Source organism: Paenibacillus sp. Y916, from assembly GCF_056786435.1.
On sequence record NZ_JBXCJA010000002.1, the window covers coordinates 269,183 to 287,713 of the forward strand.

Annotated in this window: 15 protein-coding genes; 1 reads left to right on the forward strand and 14 read right to left on the reverse strand. The window is 39.3% G+C overall.

Annotation, left to right across the window (positions count from 1 at the left end; translation table 11 throughout):
• Positions 1 to 7 precede the first annotated feature (7 nt).
• The 14 genes from AC1TO9_RS05445 to AC1TO9_RS05510 form a co-directional block, all read right to left on the reverse strand.
• The gene (locus AC1TO9_RS05445; protein WP_482053793.1) at positions 8 to 1,369 is read right to left on the reverse strand and encodes an ABC transporter substrate-binding protein; all 1,362 of its coding nucleotides are present in this window, start codon (positions 1,367 to 1,369) and stop codon (positions 8 to 10) included.
• A gap of 121 nt (positions 1,370 to 1,490) precedes the next feature.
• Entirely contained in the window at positions 1,491 to 2,327 is an 837-nt protein-coding gene (locus AC1TO9_RS05450) for a carbohydrate ABC transporter permease (RefSeq protein ID WP_482058597.1), read from the reverse strand.
• 3 nt (positions 2,328 to 2,330) lie between these two features.
• Positions 2,331 to 3,245, reverse strand: coding sequence for a carbohydrate ABC transporter permease (locus tag AC1TO9_RS05455; RefSeq protein WP_482053795.1), 915 nt, complete (start codon positions 3,243 to 3,245; stop codon positions 2,331 to 2,333).
• 83 nt (positions 3,246 to 3,328) lie between these two features.
• A complete protein-coding gene (locus tag AC1TO9_RS05460) occupies positions 3,329 to 4,933 on the reverse strand; it encodes a response regulator transcription factor (RefSeq protein WP_482058598.1) in 1,605 nt (534 codons plus the stop codon).
• Complete coding sequence (locus AC1TO9_RS05465; RefSeq protein ID WP_482058599.1) at positions 4,933 to 6,558, reverse strand: sensor histidine kinase; 1,626 nt, start codon at positions 6,556 to 6,558, stop codon at positions 4,933 to 4,935. The genes AC1TO9_RS05460 and AC1TO9_RS05465 overlap by 1 nt, the downstream gene beginning before the upstream one ends.
• A gap of 278 nt (positions 6,559 to 6,836) precedes the next feature.
• Complete coding sequence (locus tag AC1TO9_RS05470; RefSeq protein WP_482058600.1) at positions 6,837 to 8,693, reverse strand: DUF2264 domain-containing protein; 1,857 nt, start codon at positions 8,691 to 8,693, stop codon at positions 6,837 to 6,839.
• Positions 8,694 to 8,745: 52 nt separating this feature from the next.
• Entirely contained in the window at positions 8,746 to 9,879 is a 1,134-nt protein-coding gene (locus AC1TO9_RS05475; RefSeq protein WP_482058601.1) for a glycoside hydrolase family 88 protein, read from the reverse strand.
• Between the two features lie 41 nt (positions 9,880 to 9,920).
• Positions 9,921 to 11,522: a response regulator transcription factor gene (locus AC1TO9_RS05480; protein ID WP_482053799.1), complete on the reverse strand. Its 1,602-nt coding sequence runs from the start codon at positions 11,520 to 11,522 to the stop codon at positions 9,921 to 9,923.
• Positions 11,515 to 13,326 carry a sensor histidine kinase gene (locus tag AC1TO9_RS05485; protein WP_482058602.1) on the reverse strand — a complete coding sequence of 604 codons (1,812 nt, stop codon included), beginning with the start codon at positions 13,324 to 13,326 and terminating at the stop codon, positions 11,515 to 11,517. The genes AC1TO9_RS05480 and AC1TO9_RS05485 overlap by 8 nt, the downstream gene beginning before the upstream one ends.
• A gap of 75 nt (positions 13,327 to 13,401) precedes the next feature.
• Positions 13,402 to 14,799: an ABC transporter substrate-binding protein gene (locus AC1TO9_RS05490; RefSeq protein WP_482053801.1), complete on the reverse strand. Its 1,398-nt coding sequence runs from the start codon at positions 14,797 to 14,799 to the stop codon at positions 13,402 to 13,404.
• A gap of 116 nt (positions 14,800 to 14,915) precedes the next feature.
• A complete protein-coding gene (locus AC1TO9_RS05495) occupies positions 14,916 to 15,755 on the reverse strand; it encodes a carbohydrate ABC transporter permease (protein ID WP_482053802.1) in 840 nt (279 codons plus the stop codon).
• Positions 15,756 to 15,781: 26 nt separating this feature from the next.
• A complete protein-coding gene (locus tag AC1TO9_RS05500; protein ID WP_482058603.1) occupies positions 15,782 to 16,723 on the reverse strand; it encodes a carbohydrate ABC transporter permease in 942 nt (313 codons plus the stop codon).
• 133 nt (positions 16,724 to 16,856) lie between these two features.
• Positions 16,857 to 17,237: a DivIVA domain-containing protein gene (locus tag AC1TO9_RS05505; protein WP_482058604.1), complete on the reverse strand. Its 381-nt coding sequence runs from the start codon at positions 17,235 to 17,237 to the stop codon at positions 16,857 to 16,859.
• A gap of 21 nt (positions 17,238 to 17,258) precedes the next feature.
• Positions 17,259 to 17,618, reverse strand: coding sequence for a replication termination protein (locus AC1TO9_RS05510; RefSeq protein ID WP_482053805.1), 360 nt, complete (start codon positions 17,616 to 17,618; stop codon positions 17,259 to 17,261).
• Positions 17,619 to 18,334: 716 nt separating this feature from the next.
• Between AC1TO9_RS05510 and AC1TO9_RS05515 the strand changes: the two genes are divergently transcribed.
• Complete coding sequence (locus AC1TO9_RS05515) at positions 18,335 to 18,511, forward strand: hypothetical protein (RefSeq protein ID WP_482058605.1); 177 nt, start codon at positions 18,335 to 18,337, stop codon at positions 18,509 to 18,511.
• Positions 18,512 to 18,531: the final 20 nt, after the last annotated feature.

Genomic DNA, 18,531 nt, shown 5'->3' on the forward strand with positions numbered 1-18,531 from the left:
GACCTAATTATTCACTCACATTACTAGAGAAAATTGTAATTGTTCCTTCATAGAAATCTTTAACCGCTTGTTCAACTGTCTTGCGGCCAAAACCAATTTCTTGAATGGTTGTTTTTCCTAGCTTGGTGAATTCAGCAGATCCTGGAGGGTTATAGCTGACTCCAAAAGGCTCTGTTTTCGTTGCTTCTGATACACGGCTAGTATAGTCGTATACGATTCTATCTACATCATCAGCAGCTGCTTCTAATACATCACGATTTTTGCTTGTAACGGGTACACCACGATTATTACGAAGAATTTGCGCTGCTTCACTATCATTTATAAAGAAATTAATAAACAATGCCACTTCCTCTGGATGTTCCGTTTTAGCAAAACCAGATAATCCTTGACTTGATTCAAATATAACACCCGTTCCTTTGTCACCGCGCGGTAATTGTACCATCGATAATTTGTCAGTCGTTAGACTTTGTAGTGCAGTTAACTGATTAGAAGCAAGTAAATTCATTGCTACTTGGCTAGTAACCATTAGTGATTTACTAATATCATCTCCAGGGTTAGAAATAGCTAGTTCAGGTGTTACTACACCACCATTTGCTGCAGTATCCGCCCAGTATTGGAACCATTTCAATGCGGTAGCTTCATCAAATCCAAGTGATTCTTTTTCCATATCATAGATTTGCTTTCCACTTTGTTTGAAAAATATATCTAATCCTTCAAATGTAAAATCATAAGTACCATATGCATTGGGACCTAGCTTGTCGCTTATTTCTTTACTGATTCGTGCGTAGTCATCCCAATTCCAACCATCCTGGGGAATAGCCATACCCGCTTTTTCGAACATCGTTTCATTAATAACAATACCTCGAGCGTTCGCTCCAGCAGACACATGCAGCAATTCGTCTTTAATCGTACCATATTCAATCATTGCGTCATCCATATCTGATAAATCCAGTTGGTTGCCAACATAGGCATCTAAAGGAAGCAACACATCTTTAATCGCATAGTCTACTACATTCCCACCTAGGAAGAAGATATCTGGCGCCGTTCCTGATGCGAGTTGAGTATTGATTTTATCCCAGTAGCCAGAAGATGGAGCAAATTCGCCGACAATATCAATGTTTGGGTATTTAGCTTCAAATAGTTCGACAACTTGATTTGTTATATCGGCACGTTCCTGATCTCCCCACCACATAAGCCGCAGTTCCACTTGTTTTACAGCTGGAGTATCTTGCTCTGTGGAGGCATTTTCTTTCGTATTCGTATTCGTATTCGTATTCGTATTTCCACTACTGGTATTACTAGTACTAGAACATGCTGCAGTAAAAATCATGAATGCTGACATCAATACGATTAACCATCCTTTTTTCATTTCGATCTCCCCTTATCACAATATGAAAGTGCTTACGTAGGTAATGATAGCGTTTATTTCCAAAAACTTAATTTCATTATTTCGGGTCTTCATACATGTTTTTTTCAGGACCACTCATTCCTCACTTAAATCCTGTTGTCGCAATTCCCTCAAGGAAGTACTTCTGGAATATAAGGAAGATTGCTGTAATTGGCACTAATGACAAGGCTGACATAGCTAGCAATGCTCCCCAATCTGAAGATCCAGATGGGTCAAATAATGAACGGATCGCTAACTGAACAGTGAACAAATCAATTTTGCTAATGTAAATCATTTGACTAAAGAAGTCATCCCATGTCCAGATGAATGTGAAAATAGCAGTTGTGATAAGCGCAGGTACAAGTAAGGGAAGCATGATTTTAACATAAATTTGTTTTTGACTACATCCATCAATGGTTGCACTCTCATCCAATTCACTAGGAATACCACGGATGAACTGTACCATCAATAAAATAAAGAATGAATCTGTTGCTAACCACTTCGGAACAACAAGAGGCAAATAAGTATTAATCCAATTCAATTCACTAAAAACGATATATTGTGGAATTAATGTCACATGGTAAGGCAACATAATCGTCACAAGCATCATAGCAAACCAAAGTTTACTAAATTTAAATTTTAATCGAGCAAATGCAAAGGCTGCTAATGAACATGTAATCACGTTACCCAGTACACTCATAATAGAAATAAACGCGGAGTTTAGAAAGAATCTACTGAAAGATATTCCTTGAAATCCTTTCCAGCCTTTAATGTAATTATCCAATGTAAACTCACTTGGCCACAATCCTGGTTGAGAAAAAATGAATTGATTCGGTTTAAAGGAACTACTAATTAACCAAAGGACAGGATACAGCATCAGAACGCCTAATCCGATAACAAACATATGGCGAATCCAACGGGTTGTAGTTGTCTTAGACATTGATTATTTGCCTCCTTTATCATCGCCGTAGAACACCCAATATTTCGATGTGGCAAAGACGACCGCTGTCAAAGTACCGATCATAATAACCATGACCCACGCTAAAGCAGATGCATAACCCATATCAAAGAAAGAGAATCCTTTCAAATAAAGGTAAAGCGTGTAGAACATCGTAGCATTAAGCGGACCACCACGCCCATCACCAATAACAAAGGCTGGGGTAAATGCTTGGAAGGAATTAATTAAGCCCATAATAAGATTAAAGAAAATAACAGGTGACAATAATGGAAGTGTCATTGTGAAAAACTGGCGAACCTTACTCGCTCCATCAATAGAGGAAGCTTCATAAATTTCAGCAGGTACCTGCTTTAATCCAGCCAAAAAGATAACCATTGCTGAACCAAACTGCCATACTGATAAAGTAATTATCGTGTATATAATATAATCGGGGTGAGCGATCCAAGAAGGACCGGTAATACCGAATAACGATAGAAAATCATTAACAATCCCTTGACCATCAAAGATTTGACGCCAGACGATAGCAATGGCAATACTACCGCCAAGTAACGAAGGAAGATAATAGACTGTTCGATAGATGCCTAGACCTCGCATTCCTTTGTTCAAGGCCATCGCTACTAACAGAGCAAAAATCAGCTTAAATGGGACAGATAGAAACACATACTTGAAGGTTAACCACATTGAGCTCGTGAAGATTGGATCATTGGTAAAGATCTGAACATAGTTGTCAAGACCGATCCATTTGGGGGAATTAAAAAGATTATATTTCGTTAATGAGAATAATAACGATGCAATCATTGGACCCACCGTTAAACAGAAAAAACCAATGAACCATGGTAACAAGAACAAATATGCTGTTCTATTCTGCTCTCGTGCCATATTTCCATGTGATAAGCGCATGAATAACAATCCTCCCTAATCTAATATAGTCAAAAGCATAACTCATGACTTAATAATAGAGAGAATTGTTATTAACTTGAATTCTATTTCTTCGGGGAAGTACTATCACTTTTTCTAGGTAATCTTTGACGATAGTCGGTAGGTGAGGTTCCAAAAACTTTTTTAAACTTCGAACTGAAATAGCTGGGGTTAGAAAAGCCCGTTAATTCAGCGATATCCCATAGTCCCAAATTTGATTCCTCCAGTAGCTTGCAAGCATGTTTCATTCTAACATCAGCAATATATTGGACATATGTTTTCCCAACCTTACTTTTAAATAATTCCGAGAAATACGAGGGATTGTAATTATACTTTTCGGCCAACATCGGTAAAGTAATTTCATACATATAATTGTCATCTATAAAGCTCTGAGCTTTTTTAATAACAGATTGCTCATCTGTCACTTCAACATTCACTACATGTTGATGAATGTGATTAGCGATTTCCATCAGGAATACATTCGCCTTTTCAATGGTGTCCAGACTTAACGCGAATTCAGGTCTAAGCCATATTTGTTGGGCGCTACTTAGTGATGTATTCGTTTCATGAGCGATACTTTCAATCACAAGAAACAACTGAAAAATTGACTTTACAAAGCTACTTTTTGATTGCCTATATGCTTCTTGTAATTGGATCTCAATAACATCCTTAAAGGAGGACATTTCACCCCGAAGATGCATTCGTTTCAATGCTTGTATATCACTGCCCTGCAAGTTCAATTGTCCTTCTTCTAGCTTAATTTCACTATTCTGCACATGACTTACTTCCATATTCCAGGATAGAAGCGCGCCCATATAACCTTCATTCCACTTGCTGTAACCACAAACTGGTAAACCACTTCCAATAACAAGCTCAAATAGCAGTTTAGAACTTACTATTTCTCTCAACTTATCCGTTAATGTAGCCTTATTCATTTCATTATCTAATGAAATAATATGGAGTAAATTGGGGTAATTATTATCTTTAAATAGAATACTTGATTCCGTTGTTAATGCAATGATTTCTCTGCAAATCAATTCAAATGGAAACTGATATTGCTGCGGCACTCGGTCAATACCAACTTCATCGTTAATAGATTGCTGCTTCAAACCAAGCGTAAGAAAAATAACAGACTGATGTTCCCAGTTGTTCATACGAAAGAGCTCTGCTCGATTGTGAATATTGAAATTCGTTTCCCCTTTAGCTATACGCAGTACAAAATTTTCACACATCTCCAAAAAAAACATAGATAGCTTCCATTCAGTAGCTGTCGTTTTCTTAAATTGTTCACGTTCATTATCTAGCTCAAGCTTCACTCGTTGTAGAACTTCCGTTAATTCCTCGGACATGATAGGCTTCAATAAATAATCACGCGCATTTCCACGAACAGCAGCTCTTGCATATTCGAAATCATCGTATCCAGTCAATACGATCACCTTAATACCTGGATATTTCTCCTTACAATAATCAAGAAAAGCAGATCCATTCATTACAGGCATATTCATATCTGTAAGTACAAGATCAACAGCATGATTCTCCAAAAATTCCAATGCCGCCGCTCCATTACCTGCCTCTCCTACAATCTCTAGCCCTATTGAATCCCATGCCACCTTTAATTTCAATCCATTTATGATCTCTTGTTCATCATCTACAATGAGCACTTTAAACATTATTCTCTCTCCTTAACCGGTAGAATCAACTTTATTTCTACACCACCGAGTTCACTGTTATCTATCTCATACTGGAATAGCTCTCCATAATAAAGTTTACAACGAACAAGTACATTACCTAGTCCTATCTGATTCATTCCACCCATCAGTAATTGATTTGATTCGGCAATATCAACAAATGCTGTAACCTTATCTAGTTGCTCTTGTGCAATACCAGGACCATTATCGGCAATAACGATGACTAATCTCTCTTCTGCTCTAGTAATGTGGAGATTGACTCTTGCAATCTCCTGGGTCTGGAAACTATATTTGACTGCATTCTCTAATAGCGGCTGGATAATAAACTTCGTCATCATTACCCCTTCCAGTTCCCCTTGTTTGCTCACTTCAATTTCAGCACGATCCTTATAACGAAGATTAATAATAGCGAAATAGTGATCAACATATTTCAGCTCATCAGTCAATAATACGAGATCATTACTAATCTTCAATGAATAACGCATCATTTGACCTAATGAATGTATAATCCTTTCGGTGTCCCTTCCCCTATTCTGTAGAGCAAGACTACTAATTAACTCCAACGTATTGAACAGAAAATGTGGATTAATCTGCATTAATAACGCTTTATATTCAGCCTGCTGTCGCAGTAACTTTAATTCAAATTCATTTTTAATATGTTGTCTTAATTGTTCTACCATCTTACGGAAAATTTCTGATACAAACCCCATTTCTGTTCGAACGACTGACTCTGATTGAATACGGAGTTCAGCTCGGTTAAATTCTCCCCGCTGTACGTGTCGCATAGCGACCACAAGAGAAGTTAACGGTTTTGAAATACTATGAGATAGTACAATAGCGACAAGGACTGATAGTACAAGCAGGAATGATGCAATAATAATAATATTTTTACGAAGACTAAAAAGCTCTGCATATAAATCGTTTTCTGATACGATTCCTATTAATACCCACTTCGTCTTCGGTAATTTTTTATATACTAATATCTCTTTTGCGCTACCTTTACCATCTGAATAAATCGTTCCTTGAGTCTGACCGTTAGCAATGATGTTCTGTACATGATTAGCTAATTGTTTATCATCTGGAAATTCTGACTGTGTTAACAATGGTTGCCCATACCGATCCAATAAAAAAATCGTTCCATTTTGACCTAGATGAATACGATTTAAAGGCTCTAAAAAATAACTTTCATTAACATTCACTTTTAGTAAGCTTTTGGAAAGTTCTGGTTGGAACGTATCGATCGGCATGGCCATACCAATTACTGCATGATTATTATTTTTCATTACTTCAACTGCATCTACATGCGCACTTGACCAATAAAAACTTTGATCTTTAAATTCTTTATACCATGTCTCCCTAATAAAAAAATCGTTCTTTCCTATTAAATTTGCGCCGTTTATCCATAAATTATGATCTCGATATACGGTTACACTCGACACACTAGAGTAGCTATTCGTCGTTTTGGTTAAGTAATCACCTAATTCCAAATTGGAAAGCATCTTGTCGCCTTCTGTTGAAGAAGAATCAGATAATACTTTATCCCAGTCATCAACGACATCACTATTAAATACAAGTGAGGCCAAATCATAAACTTGCATTTGTACCATTTCAATATACGCACCGTACTCCACCATTTTTTCTAAAGCAGAAGATTCAATATAGGAACGAATAATGGTGCGTGATTCATTAAATAAGAACAATGCAATGGCAGAGAATGATACAAATATTAATATTACGAAAGAAGTAATTAGCTTATTCCTTAATGAATATACAATAATCCATTCCCCTTCCTTATATTGGGATTACGCCTTTAACTAGATCGGTAATAGCGCTTTCATAAAGCGATATCATATTATTATTGGTAAATTTGCAGGAGATCATGGTGTTACCCTAATGACAGAGCTATCACCTTTCCACTAAGCGTCGTTAGAAGTATCTCATTCATTTCAATTCGCACATTCAATATTTCACTGGGGTTATCTAAACTATGATCTCCCGTTCCTCTTCCTCCCGGTTCGCCAAACACAGCGGAAATCAGCCAATGTGTACCCGGAGCTAGGCTCGTCTTCAACGTAGGAATAACAGTACGTGGTTGTAGTATATTCGTATTCGCTTGCGGATAGATGAGTTCAGCGACATCATAACCACGTAAACCTACAATACCGCTGCTTCCTAGATAACATGATGCAGTAATACCGACTCTATCGTCGTCGTCATTTACCTGAAGATCAAGCTCATTCCCTAAAGCAAATCCACCTTCAGCTACATCCAGATTTCTCTGTGTGCATACCTGGTGGATTCGAATATGCCATGGGAGCCCCGCTACAATCCATGTCTGGATCTCTACGTCTTTCCATGGTTTCCACCTCGAATATAGTACATTGTCATCGATCCGAGATTCCTCATTCATCCTTCTGACTCTATATAAGTTATCTCCTTCGCTGAGAGCCAGCATCGAATCGAATGCACCTTGACCCAGTCCCCATTCTGCTCTAGGGACGCTGAATCCGAATACATTAGAGTAGGTGAACTTCTCATACTTAGCCGAGGTATGTGTATGTTCATTCGTGCTAAGATGACCACTATTAAAAGCTGTCACATGATCTGTCTCCTCTTGCCGACAAATAACAAGATGAGCCGGTGACTGTATGGACAATGTACTCAACTGTGGTAATGGTAGTTCTTCACTAACCCAGAATGGATGATCGTCAGACAGCGCTAATGGCAGGAACGCCTTAAGTGCCCAGTACGGTGAACCTGGTGCATTGTAATTCTCAGCCATGATTAGATTGGGATACACGTAGCCGATCGTGAGTAGTCCAGAATGACTGAATATGGGTTGCTTAAACCACCAGCGTAAGTTTCTTAGAATCAGTCCTTTTAATACACCTAGGGGATTAGCGTCTACCTCTGCGTCTACCATCGCACTCCAGAATGCCGATTGAGCAAATCTGTAGGTCAAGCTTCTTCCATAGGGAATAGCTGAACCGTCCGGGGCGAACCAATGTATGAAGTCTTTGGAGAATTCTACTGCTCTTAGCTTAAATCTAGCAGATCTCTCAGGATCTTCATCCGACATTAGCTTCGAATACAACAATCCATAATAGTGAAAAGCAATGGGAACGTAATAGTCGCTATGACCTCCGCCCCCGTCGCTATACCATCCTTGGGTCAAATAGAACTCATCGATACGATTCAGATTTCTATTCATCTGTTCATGATCATATGGAAGGCCTACTTTACGAAATCCCAGATTCACCAAGACATGAAAGAACAACCAGTTACAATCATGGCAGGGATGACTATTGATCTGATTCAGCCAATGATATAGATTTGATTTCTCTAGCTCATCTAAGGGATCCCATATTTTATTTGGAATCAGAACTAAGGCATAGCCGAATACAGCCATCTCAACCAGCCGTTGATCATAATCGCCAACTGCCCCCCAGTATTCTTCATGCTCAGCATTGGTGCCGTTACGTATCCCTTCAAGACATGTATCCCAGAGTTCATGATCCCCTCCACCTGCTAGTAACGGAACCATCCCCCATAATACTCGGGAGAAACCCTCCATATCAGTTATCAAGGAATGATTACCAGCTCCAGTAACTCCAAGTTTCAACCTAGTGTTCCCTTCGCTATAAAATGGCTTAAGAGGATCTAATATTTGCCGCAAGGCAACTTGTAAATCTTGTTTACTTTGTAGTGGATTCGCATTAAACATGTCCCATTGTTTGTACATCATCCAAGCTCCTTTACCATCAGCTTATCTATTTAACCGATCCTAAATCGTTTTATTCCCAGTAGAATGGCCCTTTCTCTTTCAATCGTGCGAGTCCTTCGACATAGAAGTAATCTCCGTAAATTAGCGGAACATCAATATTCGTCCCTTGAGGATAATTGCTCGTTGCGTGGAGAATCAAGCCTTCCTCACTCGAATCATCCCATGTGCCATAGTTCTCGTACAACGATTTAAGTATACGAATCGCTGAATCTCGGTAGATCGCTGCCTCAACTTCATCCACTTTCTCAGCAAGCAACAGCAATCCACTTGCTGCGCACGCTCCAGCAGATGAATCCCGATATTGACGCTCTTCCATAGGTGCGCGGAAATCCCAATGCGGCACATCATCCTCTGGTAGACGAGTCAAGAAGAAATGGGACACACGCTTAGCGGCATCAAGATAATCTGTCTTCCCCGTATGATGATAAGCTAATGTTAATCCGTATATTGCCCATGCTGATCCCCGAGACCAAGCGGATTCAGCTGCATACCCTTGACCACCAATTCCCTCGATGACCTCCCCTGTGTGTGGATCGAATCGCACAATATGATATACGGAGCCATCTGGACGGATGAAATGTTCCATGACCATATCCATATGTGCTTCTGCGATATGACGATAACGCGGGTCCCCACTGACTTCTGAAGCCCAGAATAGTAAAGGCATATTCATCACGCAATCAATGATGGCATATCCTGCATTATCTTCACCTTCATACCATGGATTCCAGGCGCGAATGAAGTTACCTTTTATATTAAATCTTGCAGCAAGGAAATTAGCCGCTTTAAGTGCTCTAATCTTTGATACTTCATTACCTGATAATTTATAGGAAGCAACACTCGTTAATGTCCACATAAATCCAAGATCGTGATCCAGACGAACATAATCAATCAACACAGAATCAAGACGTTCCTCACATGCCTCCGCGATTAACCTCAATGATTCGTCTCCACTTTCTTTGTATAGAAGCCATAACATCCCTGGCCAGAACCCTGCTGTCCACCAATATGGCTCAGCCGAATCATATATTCCTCCTTGACTCGCGTGGGGAAACCCTGAGCCTATTCTCACACTGTTATGCTGAGTCTTCTTCAATGCTTTATGCCACGCTTCTTCTACCCATTGCTGATTCATCATATCCATTTCCATTCCCTCCACCAACCAATCTATCATTTTTTTAAGTCTTATCCCCGATACTCAACCGGTGTAACACCTACATGTATTTTAAATGTCTTAATGAAATAACTTTGGTTGTCGTAGCCCAAGAGCTCACATATTCCTCCAACCGTGTGATTCGTCTGATCCAACAGCTCCTTAGCACGTTCCATCTTTAACCTAGTTACATATTCGATGAAAGTGAATCCAGATTCCTTCTTAAACAGTCTGCTGAAGTAACTTGCATTCAAGTGCAGATGGTCTGCTACTTCATCCAAGCTAATTCTCGCATTCAACCGAAGAGAGACATATCTACAAGCCTCCATTACTTCAGCTCGCTTACTTGTACCTGGTCCATTAACTGTTGCTACGGACTCCAGATGTTCATTTAACCATAGACGCAATTCAGATAATGTATCCATATCAACGATTTCCCTATGAAGTGTATCTGCAGAATAAGAAGGCTTAATCGATTGCAATGAATGGAGCTTTAACTTAAGATCCAGTAGCAATTTTAACATCCAATCCTTAACATTCTCTGGAGCATACTTCTCTTTCTGAATAAGGCTGACCCAATTCTCAGTCACTTCACGGGCTTTATCCAGGTTCTTGCCTAAAAACACCCCACGAAGTTCTGAACTAGCCAGATCATAATAGTCAAAGATATTGTGCTGTTGTCCAGATACAGTAATATCTTGTATCTTCGTAATTTCTCCAGGTTCTAAATAGAATCGTTGTTTCTCGCATTCCAACATCCCATTCAAACTAACTTTCAAGCATTCTGGAGTAGCACAGCCGTGCCCGGTAATGAATGAAAACTGGATTTTAAGCACTTTGATTAGAGTAGCTTGAATCGCTTTCAGACTTGCAAGGACTTCATCATATATATTCGTCTTTAAGCTAGGTTTATAAGTGAATAATAAGAATGACGTTTTGACGTCGTACTTAACATGCCGTACCTTCGTCTGTAAACTGTTCAAAACTTCATTGATAACATTAATGACCGCAAAATTCAATGTTTGTTCTGATAAGAAGCGATATTTAATCCTCCGATAGTCTTCCAAGTAAGTAATGACTGGCAAACAGAACTCACCATCTATGAACAACCCATATTCTGCTGCTTCCTTCCTCCATTCTTGCGGTGAAAGTAGTGGCTGATGAATGAAATTTTTAATATATTGTTCCTTGCGGAGTTCCTTTGTCTCACTATATAAATATTTCATTCGAGATTGCTCCCAACCTGCTTGCGCTACCTCATCTAATCCAATTTTGAATCTACTAAGTAACTGGACCAAATCCTCCGGATTCAAGCTATCCTTTAAGAGATAGTCCTGTACATTCAACCTCATCGCTTGCTGAGCAAATTGAAATTCATTATGACATGAAAGTATAATAATCCTTATGTCCGGTTTCACTTCTCTGATTCGGGTAATCAGTTCTAACCCATTCATCTTTGGCATACCGATATCTGTAATTAGAATATCTGGCATTTCTTCCTGCGCCTGCTCCCATGCGCTTACACCATTCTCATGAGTTCCGATCAGATGAAGTTCCAGTTCATCCCACTTGATTGCATCGGATAGTAGCTCGATGACGGGATAATCATCATCTACTAACATGATTTTATACATCCCGTTCCCCTCCTCTTTGCGGAATCACCATCTCAATAACCGTTCCTACAGCCTCTTTGCTTTGGATTGTTATTTCGAACTCTTGCCCGAATAGAATTCTCATACGTTCAACAACATTTTGGAGACCCATGCCAGAGAATGAACTCACTGCCTCTCCCTTGGCAAGAACCTCTGATTCAACAACTACTAATTTATCGACAAGACGAGCTAATGCGATTGAGTCCATTCCCATTCCGTCATCCTCAACGGTTAGAATCAGATTCTGTTGATCCATCGTTGCAGAAATACGGATACTTCCCGCTTGCTGGTTAAGCCCATGAATCATAGCATTCTCGACAATGGGTTGAAGGAAGAGACGGGGTACTTTGATCAAAAGGGCCTCAGGTGCAATATTTAGTTCAATCTTCACTTCTTCTTTCTGTCTCATATTCATTAGAGTCATATAATGGGTGACCAGATCAACCTCTTCATGCAGATGAATTTCATCTTCCTCACGGCTAATAGTCATTCTAAGGAGTATAGATAATGAGCTTATCATCTGTGCACTCTCCGGGTCCCCCCGTTTCATGACCTTCATCCTAATAGAATTAAGTACATTGAACAGAAAGTGAGGATTAATTTGAGCCTGAAGCATCTTTAGCTCCGCTTTTCTTTTACGCGCTTGCGTAACTGAAACTTCTGTAATCATTTCTTGGACTACATTCAGCATCTGATCGAACATAATTCCAAGATGACCAATCTCATCATTCCCGCGAACACCTGAGCGTAACTGCAGATTGCCCCTCTGCACAGCCGATGTAACTTTTCCTAATGTAACCAATGGCTTCGTAAATGTCCTAACAAGTGCAATTAGCAATACTAGAAAAATGATAAAAGATGATATCTGAAAAATAAATACTCGGTTAAAAATCGAACTGATATTTACAGTAGCTTCATTATACGGTTGCAATAGAACAAGCGACCAACCTGCATATGAGATCTGTTGTTGTGATAATAGATAGTTATTGTTGTTGACCTTAATCATCGATGAGGACTTTTTAAGATTAGATTGGTCCAAATAAGTGAATTTTGTTCCAATCCCCTTCGGATTCGGATTCGAAACGATAACCCCTGTATCGTCTACCAGTTGAATCTCACTTCCCGCTGAACGACTGCCCATAATTGAACTAATCTGATCCTCCATTATCGTAACCACGACATATCCATAAATCTCAGAATTAGCAAGCCTCAGTGTCCGAGCTACTGAAACCTGATACGGATGATCGAACTTGTCATATTGAAAAGAGGTCGGTTCGGCACCAATCCAATACGATTGTAGACCTGTCAGCTCCTGTAGATTACTGAACCATGGTTCGTTTACGATATCCATCGGGTTGTAATCGCTTACAGAATAATTCATGTAATACGAACCATTCGTTAGTAATACCGTTACATAGCTTTTCACACCGCCAACGGTCAAGCTGTCCAACTGTTCCAAGATGCGATTCGCTTCCATGAATTTAGTGTAAGGATTTCCATCCATATGGCCTGATACTACTTGCTTAAAATAAGATGTCATTCCAGAATTCACTTGGATATAGTTCACTGTCTTTAACATATTATCAAGCAGATTACTTACCGATTTATTTACAAGTTGCAGGGAATCTTCCGCATTAGCCAAAGCCTGCTGTTTCACAGCTTCTTGTGTTAAGGAATTGTAGATCAATAGTGTGAACACAGCGGGAACAACAATACAAGTAATAGAAGCTATAATTAGCTTATGACGAATAGATTTAGGAGTCCATCTTCTAATCCAATGAAACATCGTTACTCCGTCCCCTCTACATGAAAAAAATGGAGGCGGGAACTCCGCCCCCATTGATGGGTCCATTATATCAAATTATTTTTTGTTAGCGTCAATAATTTGCTGCACACGTTCTTGAGAAGCTTTCACAGTGGCATCAATATCTTGATTTCCTAGGATGAGTTTCTCATATTCATCGTTAACTGCTTTATATACTTCGTTTTGATACGAGGATGGTGGAACGATTGCCGATGCTTTCGAGACAACCAGTGTATCTACTAATGATTTCTTATCCACCTTCTCTGGATTCTTGGTACCCGCCAGAATGGTATCGATGATACCTTCCACTTGCTCCGTCTTCACTTGGCTCCATGCCGGAATATTCTTACCTTGTACAATCTGTCCTTCTGTCGTATACCAACGAACGAAGTTATAAGCTTCTTCTTTATGTTTGGATTTCGCACCAACTGCGACATAATCCGTTGTAACTGGCGTTAATCCTGTTGCATCCGCCGCTTTATTCTTAGGGAAAGGAGCAACGGCTATATTAAAGTTAAGTGGAACCTTTTCCGTACCCCCAATTTCGGTATTCATCCAGCTTCCAATCGTTAGCATACTCGCAGATTCATTGAAGAATTGTGTTCGATAAGCTAACTTCTGTGAGATCATATCCGAATAAGGAACTGAGGACTGATCTTCCTTCTCCATTCTAACTCTTAGTTCAAGTGTTTCTCTAAATGTAGCGTTGTCTAGATTGGACGAACCATCAGCCTTGAGGAAATCTGCATCCTGAGGTTGATTCTCCATTTTCAATTTCAAGAACTCCATCCAGCCACCTGCTTGCGGACCATGGAAGTAAGTACCGTACCGCTTCGCAGCTCCTTCTCCCTTGGTTAATACTTTGGCATAATCTGCATACTCATCCCATGTCCAATCCGTTGGAACGGCAAGCCCTGCTTCGTCGAGATGATTCTTATTGAGCAATACATACCATGGATTGAATTTACCAGGGAGTGCATACACTTTTCCATCTAGGCTAGTGTCTACTTTATAATCTTCCGCTTCCTTATAACCATCCTTAGCGATGAAATCATCCAAAGGTTCAGCCATACCTAGAGCTACACGCTGTGCATAACCCGCTGGATCACTGAACATGAGCACATCTATAGCTGCCCCAGATGCTGCCTCAAGATCAAGTTTCTTAAATGCTTCTTGTGTATCCCCTTTGTCACTAAGTTGTATGAGTTCAACCGTAACGCCTGGCGTTGCATCTTCATAAGCTTTCAATGTGTGCTTCCAATTGTAGGCTTCCTCTGTTCCATAGGTGTACAGACGAAGATTTACTTTTTCCACACTTTCGCTTGGAGCTTTAGGCGTATTGGTGGCAGTATCTTTAGCTTCTGTATTACTATTATTCGACCCACCACAGCCTGATAACAAACTAATCATTAGAACACCAGCGATTGCACCTGTCAACGCTTTTCTTTTCTTCATTCTATAACCCTCCCTGGTATGTTTAATGTCTACACTTTACATTATATATAGCGCTTTCATTTCACTGATAAAACTATATTTACTTATCTCGAATTATTTTTACCATTCATGGGTCTCTACCCCTTTACTCCACCGAGAGCAATTCCCTCAATAACACTTTTCTGTCCGATAATAAATATGATAACGAGCGGAAGAATCGAGGATACTGCGCCAGCCATAATCAATGAATAAAATTCTCCACTCATCGAAGTGAATTTCTGCAATGCTAACGGTAGTGTGTACAGATTGTCGGTTCTAAGAAATATAAGCGGATTCTGATAATCATTCCATGTCCAGATAAATCTTAGAATGGCATACGTCGCCACTGCAGGCTTTACAAGTGGTAATCCAATGGAATAAAAAATTCGAAAATGCGCTGCACCATCTATTTTGGCAGATTCTATAAATTCTTGATGAATGCCCATGAAGAACTGTCTGAGCATAAATGTCCCTAGCACACTAAAGCTTCCAATAATGATCAAACCGAAATGGCTATCAAACAATCCAATATTACGATACAGAATGAACTGCGGCACTAGAATCGCTTGGCTTGGAATCATGTAGGTAACAAGAACAATGATAAACAACCCATTACTTGCGGCAAAATGAATTTTCGAGAAACCGTATGCCGCGAGAGCAGACACAAGACAAGAGGTTATCGTCGTAAGAATACTTGTTTTAATAGAGTTCCAATAATATAGGTAGAATGGATAATCACCAAACCATACTTCTTTATAGTTCTCGATCACGTTCCAAGTCTGTGGAATCCACTGGATAGGGTAAGTGAACACATCCGTCTCCATTTTGAATGAAGTCATTAACATCCAAATGAAAGGTAACAGGAATAATATACTGATAACAAACATGATAGCTGTCATGACTGCTTTGCGCCAATCAATCCCAGAATGAACATTCATACTCTTCGCTCCTTCCTCTTAGTCTGTTAGTAGTTGACCCATTTCTTCTGAGCAATCCATTGGAATAACGTAATTAACATCACGAATCCGAATAGAACGGTCGCAATAGACGACGCATATCCAATCTTCAAATTCACAAAGGCGGTATCGTACAAGTACCACACCATCATCGTCGTCGAACCGATCGGTCCACCCTGTGTCATAATAGCGATCAAGTCGAACACTTTAAATGTCGAGATGATCCCAGTCACCATCAGGAAGAATGACGTTGGAGATAACAGTGGAAATGTAATGCGTGTAAATTTCGTCCAGCCATTCGCCCCATCCATATCAGCAGCTTCATATAGATCCTTCGGAATAGACTGTAGACCCGCGATGTAGATGATCAAATTGAATCCAATCGATATCCATACGGAGATCATCATGATGGAGATCAACGCAAAGTTTGGATCAGCAATCCATTTCGGCGGATTAGCCATCCCAATGGACTTGAGCATCTCATTAATAGGACCATAGGATGGCTGGAATAATACTTGCCACACAACCCCTACTGCTACAACCATGGAGATATAAGGCATAAAATAAGCTACTTTAAAATATGACTTGAAATATACTTGCTTATCAATTAATATCGCAAGCACCATAGAAATAATCATATACGTAGGCACGGTCAGCAGAAATAGCAACGTGTTACGAACGGATTTAATAAACAGTGGATCATCAAGCAATTTACTAAAGTTCCCGAACCCAACCCATTTGATTCCACTCCACCCCTGTACGAAGTTCCAATCAGCGAACCCTAGAATCATCGTAGCCATAATCGGCAAGAGCACCAGTACGGACACGCCGATTAACATAGGACTTACAAATAGGAATCCCGCCAGAGTCTCTCCGCGTTGCAGCGAATAAACTTTACGTTTTCTCTCAACAGGTGGCTTCTTGGTTATCACTTTAATATGCTGCGCCATGTCAAACACCTCGCTTGTTTTAAATTAGCATCCTGTAATCTATCTTCATTATAAAAAAAATACCGTCAAATGAATGACGGTATTTTGATCATATTAACGTTAATTTTTACATTCTGTAATTTATGTGGATTCCTTATTCAATAAAGAAATCTTGCTCTGGTCGTAATTTGGATCTTAACTGCTTCAGATTAAGTTCCATTTGTAATACGATATCCTCTATTTGAGTCGGATCAATTTTAGGCGTCGTCATCGTATCATGTACAACTCCCGCTTTTAAATCACGCATAACGATCTGCTGTTCCTGCCATTTATCCATGAGATCGGCAATCGTAGCATAGAAGCGTTCATAATCTTTAATCACCAGGTCCAGAAATGTATCTACTTCATCCGGATCGTATCCTCTAAGCTTATTACTGAACGCTTTTTCGTGGATCGAAAGAGCATCCAAATGAATTCCCAATTGGTTAAACAGTTTTTTTTGTTTGTCTAGTCTACGCTGCATATGCTCGTCCAATTCCAATACCTCCTACAAAAGTTAATAATTATCTTTTACAGCTTTATTTAGTATCCCAAGACAACGATCAAGATCCGTCTTGATCTGTTTCTTATATAGATCAGCTTTCTCTCTACCCTCATCTGTAAAATGATATAAGACAATCTCCTGAAAATCAACTTTGGGATCATTTCCCTTCAATTGCTTCTGCCGATATAATACCCCTTCTTGTACTAATTCATGAAGCGCACGATATATTTCACTCTGTGGAGGTGAATAACCGTAATCGCTGAAATCCTTCCGGAGTTCCTCTAACATTTGATAGCCATAACCCCGTTGCTGCTCGACCATTGTAATCAGATAGACTTTTATAAATGCTCGCTGTGCGATCATGAATGCCATGGGTGGAACCTCCTTAATTATGATAGATTTTCAAAACAAGTCCTTAAAAAGGAAAACCTTAAAGTCCAAGTCCTTAAAACCAAGATCTTAAAACTTTCGTGTAGGGTGACCGCTTCGGTGACGGATTGTCCTTACGATCGCTGTTGCAATATCTATAACTTCATTATAAACCACTATTTCTCAAATTGCACAGCATGAATTATTCATGGAGACCCATTTGAACCAATGATGTGAATGTGATAAAAAGCTTCATAGTATGATGACGTAGGTATGAACTAATATTTTTTTTGAAATCACTGTTATGAATTTTTCATATGATGAAATAATTACTGCATAAGCGTATTTAATGAACAACTCAAATTTTACACATGAATCAAATGCTCCAATTGCAGAATCCAAACACCACTTCAGCATCCGTAATGAAATGCAGTAATGACTTTAATGTAATCACGGCCCCTAGACAATATGATATTGACGATGTAAATGTAGCTTATTAGTTCAAGAGATTTGGAAGCGACAGTCATGAACAAGTTCATATCTATAATTTCGGTATTTCGTATAATTCCCTTGCTACTTATCGGATGTGGTGAAACAGCACTTATGGGATAAGGCATCAAATCATTGTTTATTAAGTAATTTAAGCTAAATCTTTGTTAAGATTAGCAATGAATAAGTCGAATAAAAAAATTAATTGATAAACAATCGATTAGGCAAACTTGATTGTGTTAATAATTGCTGTAGTGGCTTTTGGCTACCTTGTTTCCATTACACCGAACTTTGGCTGGTTAAACTCTCTATTTTTAGGAGCTGTTTTATTTATCTGTGGTTTAATCCCTTTTTATTATGCTTATCGTTTAAGAGTGAAGCAAGCCAAAGAATCGGAAGATGAATAAAGAGGAAGGAAAAAACTCTG